Here is a 7,215-nt window from a genome sequence, read left to right as displayed (position 1 = left end):
GACAGGCCTAATACATAGATGCAACGGGGCGGCAGTTTTTTTAAAAGCGGGTAGACAGTGGGGGCGAGTCCATACATAGCAGCTGGCGAAGCCTGCGTCCGGCTGCGCAGCAGTCGTAAAACCATTCACTGCGGTGGTTCAGGAAGATTGAGGTCGCAGGGTTTACGACTGCTGCGCAGCCGAACGCAGGCTTCGCCAGCTGCTACATAGGACTTCATCAGATTTAAGTTTTTGCGACATAGCCATGACCGGACTGTCATCATTCCTGGCACTTACGGTCATTGCTGTAGGACGTCGTCTTACGGACAATCAATCCTTGTTTTCGTTGATGGATCACCGGTATGTCGCAACAGATATTTTTCGCCCACGCCAACGGCTTCCCCTCGGGCACCTATGGCAAGTTGTTCGCGGCGCTGGCGCCCGAGTATCAGGTGACGCATCTGCAGCAGCACGCCCATGACCCGCGTTTTCCGGCGGACGACAACTGGTACAACCTGGTCGACGAGCTGATTCATCACCTCAAGCAGCAACCGGAACCGGTGTGGGGCGTCGGCCATTCCTTCGGTGGCGTGCTGCATCTGCACGCAGCGTTGCGGTGTCCCGAGCTCTATCGCGGCGTGGTGATGCTTGATTCGCCGGTGCTGACCCGCGCTGATCAATGGGTGATCCGCGCCGCCAAACGCTTCGGTTTCATCGATCGCCTGACGCCGGCCGGCCGTACGTTGGGACGTCGGGAAGAATTCGCCGATCTGGAAGCGGCCCGACTCTATTTCGCTGGCAAAACCCTGTTTCGCAGTTTCGACCCGGAATGCTTCGACGCTTACCTGCAACACGGCTTGCACAAGGTGGGCGACAAGCTGCGCCTGCGCTTCGACCCGGCCACGGAAATCAGTATCTACCGTGGCGTGCCGCACACCAGTCCCGGCCGCACACGGCAACTGAAAGTGCCGCTGGCGGTGGTTCGCGGGCACAAGAGTCGGGTGGTGATGCGTCATCACGCAAGCCTCGTGGGACGCCTGCCGCAGGGCGAATCCCTGACCATGCCGGGCGGCCACATGTTTCCCCTCGAACGTCCCCAGGACACGGCCACGCTGCTGAAGAACCTGTTCAGCCGCTGGGAAGGTCGCCGCCAACAGGATTGCGCATGAACAATGTCGTTGAAGAAGTTCGCCTGAGTCTGCCGCACATCGAGCTGGCAGCGCACTTGTTCGGCCCCGAAGACGGTATGCCGGTGATCGCCTTGCATGGCTGGCTGGACAACGCCAACAGCTTCGCCCGGCTGGCACCGAAGCTCAAAGGCTTGCGCATTATCGCGCTGGACATGGCCGGTCACGGTCATTCCGGGCATCGGCCGAGCGGTGCCGGTTACGCACTGTGGGACTACGCCCATGACGTGCTGCAAGTGGCCGAGCAATTGGGCTGGAAGCGCTTTGGCCTGCTGGGGCACTCCATGGGCGCGATCGTTTCGCTGGTGCTGGCCGGTTCGTTGCCGGAGCGCGTGACCTATCTGGCATTGATCGACGGCGTCATTCCTCCTACAGACAAAGGCGAAAACGCTGCCGAACGGATGGGCATGGCCCTGCAAGCGCAGCTGGATTTGCGGGAGAAACGCAAACCGGTCTACAACACGCTCGACCGGGCCATCGAGGCGCGCATGAAAGGCTTGGTCGCTGTCAGTCGCGAAGCCGCAGAACTGCTGGCCCAACGTGGATTGATGCCGGTGCCGGGCGGTTATACCTGGCGCACCGACAACCGCCTGACCTTACCGTCGCCGCTGCGTCTGACCACTGAACAGGCGATGGCCTTCGTCCAGCGAGTCAGTTGTCCTGCAAAACTGGTGGTGGCTGCCGACGGCATGCTCGCCAAACATCCCGAGTTGCTGGAGCGTCTACCCTTTAGCCGTGAACAGCTGCCTGGCGGTCATCATTTGCACCTGAATGACGAACCCGGCGCCGACCTTGTCGCAGACTGTTTCAATCGGTTCTTCGCCGTTCCTTGACTTGCGCCGGGCAACTGTCGAGGCTGGGCGGGTTGAAATGGGAGACAACCATGATAGATCTCTACACCGCTGCGACCCCGAATGGCCACAAGGTCTCTATCGTGCTCGAGGAACTCGGCCTGCCCTACACGGTGCACGCGTTGAGTTTCGACAAAAAGGAACAGAAGTCCGAGGGCTTCCTCAAGATCAATCCCAATGGCCGAATTCCGGCGATTGTCGACCGTGCCAACGGCGATTTCGCCGTGTTCGAATCCGGCGCGATCCTGATTTACCTGGCTGAACTGAGCGGCAAGCTGCTGCCAAAAGACCCCAAGGGGCGTTCAGTGGTCCTGCAATGGCTGATGTTCCAGATGGGTGGAATCGGCCCGATGCAAGGTCAGGCCAATGTGTTTTTCCGTTATTTCCCGGAGAAACTCCAGGGCGCCATCGACCGCTATCAACATGAAACCCGCCGCCTCTATGAAGTGCTCGACACACGCCTGCAAGCCGTGGAGTTTCTGGCCGGTGAATACAGCATTGCCGACATCGCCACTTATCCGTGGGTCCGTGGCCATGAGTGGTCGGGTGTCGAGGTCGACGGTTTGCCGGCCTTGCAGCGCTGGATGGCAACCATGGAGGCGCGTCCGGCGGTACAGCGTGGTTTGCTGGTGCCTGAGCGTATCGATGACGCCAGTATCATCAAGGGTGCCCAGGCCATGCTGATCCGATGAGTCTATCCATGCGTTCACTCAATCTGCTGGCGCTGTGTTGTTTCAGTCCCCTGTTGTTTGCTGCCGATGTCCCGGGCAGTCAGGACCTGCCGATCGTGCCGCGTATGGCCGATGCGCAGATCGTTGACTATCGCCCGGTCGCCGAACTTGAGCGGATCTATCCACTGGGCTCGATCCGCAAAATCAGTGGCCAGTTGCGCTTTGACGGCCAGGTCGCTGCCCGGGGGCAAACCACTTCGGTGACCTACGAGTTGCCGCCGGAGCATTCCTCCACCGAGGCCTTCACCGCCGCTCGTGAAGCGTTGCAGAAGCAGGACGCCCAGTTGCTGTTCTGGTGCCAGGCCCGTGATTGCGGCGAAAGCAGTCTGTGGGCCAATGATGTCTTCGGCAATGCCAAGCTCTATGGCGCTGATGATCAGCAAGCCTTCTTGCTGTTGCGCCTGGCGGCCCCACAGGACAACACACTGGTGGCGCTTTACAGCATCACGCGTGGCAATCGCAAAGCGTATCTGCACGTCGAACAGTTTGACGCCGCCGCGCCGCTGGGCGATTTGCTGCCGACTTCTGCAACCTTGCTTCGAGAGCTCAAAAGCACCGGTGAGCTCGATTTCCCCAAACTGACCGGCGATCCTGACGATGCCTGGCTGCGCCTGATCTCTCGTGGGCTGAATCTGGACACCACGTTGCGGGTCAGTGTTTCGGGGCCGAAGGCCGAAGCCTGGCGTCAGGCACTGATCGGGCAGGGTGTGCGTACCGCCAGGATGGAAGCCGGCAGCGTCGACGGCGCTGGCTTGCACATCGAACTGTTGCGGTAAGCTTTATCAGGCGAACGTACACGCTACGTTCGCCTACTCCTTTGCGAACTGACTTTTTTCGAGATTTAGATGATCAATAACGATCGGCTGTTGGTGCAGATCCTGCTCCTGGTGCTGTTTGGCGCGAGCTTCTGGGTGATGGCGCCGTTCTGGTCGGCGCTGTTCTGGGGCGCGGTGCTGGCGTTTGCCAGCTGGCCGCTGATGCGTTTGCTGACGCGTTTGCTCAATGGTCGCGAATCTCTGGCGGCCGCAGTGCTGACGCTGGGCTGGATGTTGCTGGTGGCGTTGCCGTTGGTCTGGCTGGGGTTCAACCTCGCGGACCATGTGCGCGATGCCACGGCGTTCATCAAGGATGTGCAGGTCGACGGGCTGCCGGAAGCGCCGATCTGGCTGGGCAGTATTCCCTTGGTGGGCGAGCGGCTGGTCGGGGTCTGGAACAGCATCGATCAGCAGGGCGCGGCGATGATGCTGGCGGTCAAACCTTACCTGGGCCAGGTCGGCAATTGGTTGCTGGCGCGCAGCGCGCAGATTGGTGGCGGGATTCTTGAGCTGACGTTGAGTATCGTCTTCGTGTTCTTTTTCTACCGTGACGGGCCGCGTCTGGCGGCGTTTGTTCACGGGTTGCTGGAACGTCTGATTGGTGACCGTGCCGGGTATTACATTGAATTGGTGGCGGGCACGGTGCAGCGGGTGGTGAACGGCGTGATCGGGACGGCGGCGGCCCAGGCGGTTCTGGCGTTGATCGGGTTTTTGATTGCCGGGGTGCCCGGGGCGCTGGTGCTGGGGATTGTCACGTTTTTGTTGAGCCTGATTCCGATGGGGCCGCCGCTGGTGTGGATTCCGGCCACGGCCTGGCTGGCCTGGAAGGGTGAGTACGGGATGGCGGTGTTTCTCGGGATTTGGGGGATGTTCATCATCAGTGGCGTCGACAACGTGCTCAAACCGTACCTGATCAGCCGGGGCGGGAATTTGCCGCTGGTGATTGTCCTGCTCGGGGTGTTTGGCGGGTTGATTGCCTTCGGGTTTATTGGCTTGTTCATTGGACCGACGTTGTTGGCGGTGGCCTACAGCCTGCTGAACGACTGGAGCAAGAGTCAGGCTCGGGTTGAGGATCGCCGGCCCTGAGATTTTGATCGTTCCCACTGAACCTGTGAAGGTCAGTGGGCTTTTGACTTAAGTAGCCTCGTTCAGGTACTTACCCACGGTCGCCACGTTGTCGAGCGAGTACTGCTTGCTCAGGTTGGCGATCATTTTGTTCAGGGCTTCGGTCACGCTCGACTGATCGGTGGAGCTGTCGGTGTTTCGCTCGCGGCCGACTTGCAACGCCGCGTTCAACTCGTCGCTGCTGACGCCGCCACTGCTGTCGCTATCCAGCACTTTGAGTAACGCGGCGCTGGTGTCGGTGCTGGTCGATGAGGTGCTGCTGGTCTGCAACGCGCTGGTCAGTTCGGTGGCGCTGACACTGCCGTCGCTGTCCGTATCGAGCTGGCTGAACAGTTCTTCGCTGGACACTGGTTGAGGGGGCGGCGGAGGCGGGGCGAGGCTGGCGGCGAGCTCGTCCTGGCTGACGGAGCCGTCTTCGTTCTTGTCCAGGGCCGAGAAGATTTCTGTGCTGTCGGCGCTGCTGCCGGCGCTGGCCAGGCCGTTGCTCAGTTCATCGCTGCTGATGGCGCCGTCGCCGTCGGCGTCCAGAGCGCTGATCAGCGCGTCAGCCAGTTCGGTGTTCGGTGCCTGGTCCCGTGGCGGTGGCGGCGGAGGGGCCATCGCGGCCATTTCTTCACTGCTCAGGCTGCCGCTCTCGTCGCTGTCCAGGTCGGCGAAATTCTTGCTCAGGCTGACCAGCAGACCGTCGTCGGTTTTCTGCGAGAGGGCGCTCTTGAGTTCATCCTGATCGACTGCACCGTCACTGTTGCTGTCGAGTTTGGCGAGCAGATCTTTCTGAAACTGTTGACTGCGGGCGGTGCTGGTCGTGGTGCTGCTGGTGCTGGTATAGCTCGTGTAACTGCTGACGCTACCGATCATTGCGCTCACTCCTTGGAATGGATAGCCGGTGGGTGCACCGGCTTATGCAGCCTCAAGGGGCAAGTTGTCGTGGGTATGTGAGGTTTGTACCGAGCGGTACACAGAACACAACAGGCCCGTGTAGCAGCTGGCGAAGCCTGCGTTCGGCTGCGAAGCAGTCGCTAGACCAGCCATCGCGGTGTTTCAGGACGATTGATGTGGCAGGATTTACGACTGCTGCGCAGCCGAACGCAGGCTTCGCCAGCTGCTATGTATGGACTCGCCCCCACTGTCTACCCGCTTTTGAAAAACCGTCGCCCCGTTGCATCTATGTATCAGGCCTATTCGTGGAAGCCGTCTTCGGCTTCTGGCCAAAATTGGAAGAGCTCGTGGTATGCCGATTACAGTCAGGCCTCGAAGGCCAGTAGCAGCTTAGGCATCAATCCACNTGGAAGAGCTCGTGGTATGCCGATTACAGTCAGGCCTCGAAGGCCAGTAGCAGCTTAGGCATCAATCCACGCCGGTCTTACCTGGGGTCAATTTTTTTCAGCAAAGGGTCGGACAGTTAGTACCTCGGTGGCAGAACTCTGTCGCTCAGTGGCTCATCGTCGCTTGCTGGCCATCACCAGCCTGGCGACGATAAGTCTGCTCATTCTGTAAAAGCACCCAGACGATTCGTAGGTTGCGGTTGGCTAACCTGATTGCAGCCTCCTTACGGCCCAGTCGGCTCATCCAGCGCAACAAGCGGCGGTCATCGGGCTGCTGGGAATCAGGTCGTAGTTGTTGCAGCACCGCATGGGCTCCCTGGATCATCAGGCTGCGTAAATAAACATCACCTCGCTTGGTCATGTCCCCCATCCGGACCGTCTGCCCGCTGCTGTGCTGGTCAGGCACCATGCCAAAATACGCGGCAAACTTGCGGGCATTGGGAAATCGCTCAGGCTTGGTTTCCTTGGCCACCAGTGCCGTGGCAGTGACTGGGCCGATGCCGCGCACAGTCATNGCAATGTTCTTGAAAATACGCGGCAAACTTGCGGGCATTGGGAAATCGCTCAGGCTTGGTTTCCTTGGCCACCAGTGCCGTGGCAGTGACTGGGCCGATGCCGCGCACAGTCATCAGTCGCTTCGCCGTCATGTCGGCGTTGGCGGCCACTTCCAAGCGTCCCGTCAGCACGCTGATGCGCTCGCCCAAATGGCGCCACTCGGCCAACAGTTCGTCGATCAGTTCACGCAGCAGGCCCGGCACCGGCTGGGTAGCATCTTCCAGTATTCGCGGAATTTTCTGGCTGATCGCAACATCGCCCTGCGCCAAGGCCACGCCGTGCTCAAGCAGCAGGCCGCGCATCTGGTTACTGACTGCCGTGCGCCGACGCACATAGCCCTGACGGGCGCGATGCAACGCCTGCATTGCCAGCGCCGCAACGCTTTTGACCGGTACTGAGCAGACTTTTTCATCGCGACCAGCCCGCAGAATCGCCAGCGCATCGTTGCGATCATTTTTAGGCCCGCTGCGATGTGTGGCCACCAAACCGGCTGGAAGAATCCGCGCCAGATTGCCTTGGTCTTGCAGCTGCCGGGCCCAGGCTTGAGCACCCGGACCGGTCTCCATCAGAACCACGACATGAGGCGGCAACTGGCGGAGAAACTCATAAAACGCCTCGCGCGACTTGATCCGCTGCTCGTAGTGCAC

At 60.3% G+C, this 7,215-nt stretch carries 6 protein-coding genes and 2 pseudogenes; 5 read left to right on the top strand and 3 right to left on the bottom strand.

The features are described 5' to 3' along the window. The first annotated feature begins 341 nt into the window (after positions 1 to 341). The 5 genes from ASC74_RS25450 (at position 342) to ASC74_RS25430 (ending at position 4,649) form a co-directional block, all read left to right on the top strand. Positions 342 to 1,148 carry an alpha/beta fold hydrolase gene (locus tag ASC74_RS25450; protein ID WP_046046471.1) on the top strand — a complete coding sequence of 269 codons (807 nt, stop codon included), beginning with the start codon at positions 342 to 344 and terminating at the stop codon, positions 1,146 to 1,148. Beyond that, positions 1,145 to 1,999, top strand: coding sequence for an alpha/beta hydrolase (locus ASC74_RS25445; RefSeq protein WP_056745057.1), 855 nt, complete (start codon positions 1,145 to 1,147; stop codon positions 1,997 to 1,999). The genes ASC74_RS25450 and ASC74_RS25445 overlap by 4 nt, the downstream gene beginning before the upstream one ends. A 50-nt stretch (positions 2,000 to 2,049) precedes the next feature. Further along, positions 2,050 to 2,709, top strand: a complete 660-nt coding sequence (locus ASC74_RS25440; protein WP_056745055.1) for a glutathione S-transferase family protein — start codon at positions 2,050 to 2,052, stop codon at positions 2,707 to 2,709. Between the two features lie 8 nt (positions 2,710 to 2,717). Further along, positions 2,718 to 3,524, top strand: coding sequence for a DUF4892 domain-containing protein (locus tag ASC74_RS25435; protein ID WP_056745053.1), 807 nt, complete (start codon positions 2,718 to 2,720; stop codon positions 3,522 to 3,524). Between the two features lie 69 nt (positions 3,525 to 3,593). Further along, positions 3,594 to 4,649: an AI-2E family transporter gene (locus tag ASC74_RS25430; RefSeq protein WP_056745051.1), complete on the top strand. Its 1,056-nt coding sequence runs from the start codon at positions 3,594 to 3,596 to the stop codon at positions 4,647 to 4,649. Positions 4,650 to 4,697: 48 nt separating this feature from the next. Here ASC74_RS25430 and xopAW read toward each other — a convergent pair whose 3' ends face one another. The 3 genes and pseudogenes from xopAW to ASC74_RS25415 all read right to left on the bottom strand — a co-directional run. Beyond that, on the bottom strand, positions 4,698 to 5,546 hold the full coding sequence (gene xopAW, locus ASC74_RS25425) for a XopAW family type III secretion system calcium-binding effector (protein WP_056745049.1): 849 nt from the start codon (positions 5,544 to 5,546) through the stop codon (positions 4,698 to 4,700). A gap of 573 nt (positions 5,547 to 6,119) precedes the next feature. Continuing rightward, a pseudogene (locus tag ASC74_RS25420) lies at positions 6,120 to 6,527 on the bottom strand (transposase); the annotation flags it as partial. Between the two features lies 1 nt (position 6,528). Next, a pseudogene (locus ASC74_RS25415) lies at positions 6,529 to 7,215 on the bottom strand (IS110 family transposase); the annotation flags it as partial.

The sequence above is a fragment of the Pseudomonas sp. Root329 genome, from assembly GCF_001424925.1.
Lineage (GTDB): Bacteria > Pseudomonadota > Gammaproteobacteria > Pseudomonadales > Pseudomonadaceae > Aquipseudomonas > Aquipseudomonas arabinosi.
This window is presented reverse-complemented; position numbering and strand designations above follow the sequence as displayed.

What these genes read in the sequence shown, in the direction of transcription:
- ASC74_RS25440 (WP_056745055.1), top strand. Translation starts at nt 2,050, where the DNA reads ATGATAGATCTCTACACCGCTGCGACCCCGAATGGCCACAAGGTCTCT.
- xopAW (WP_056745049.1), bottom strand. Translation starts at nt 5,546, where the DNA reads ATGATCGGTAGCGTCAGCAGTTACACGAGCTATACCAGCACCAGCAGC.
- ASC74_RS25435 (WP_056745053.1), top strand. Translation starts at nt 2,718, where the DNA reads ATGCGTTCACTCAATCTGCTGGCGCTGTGTTGTTTCAGTCCCCTGTTG.
- ASC74_RS25445 (WP_056745057.1), top strand. Translation starts at nt 1,145, where the DNA reads ATGAACAATGTCGTTGAAGAAGTTCGCCTGAGTCTGCCGCACATCGAG.
- ASC74_RS25450 (WP_046046471.1), top strand. Translation starts at nt 342, where the DNA reads ATGTCGCAACAGATATTTTTCGCCCACGCCAACGGCTTCCCCTCGGGC.
- ASC74_RS25430 (WP_056745051.1), top strand. Translation starts at nt 3,594, where the DNA reads ATGATCAATAACGATCGGCTGTTGGTGCAGATCCTGCTCCTGGTGCTG.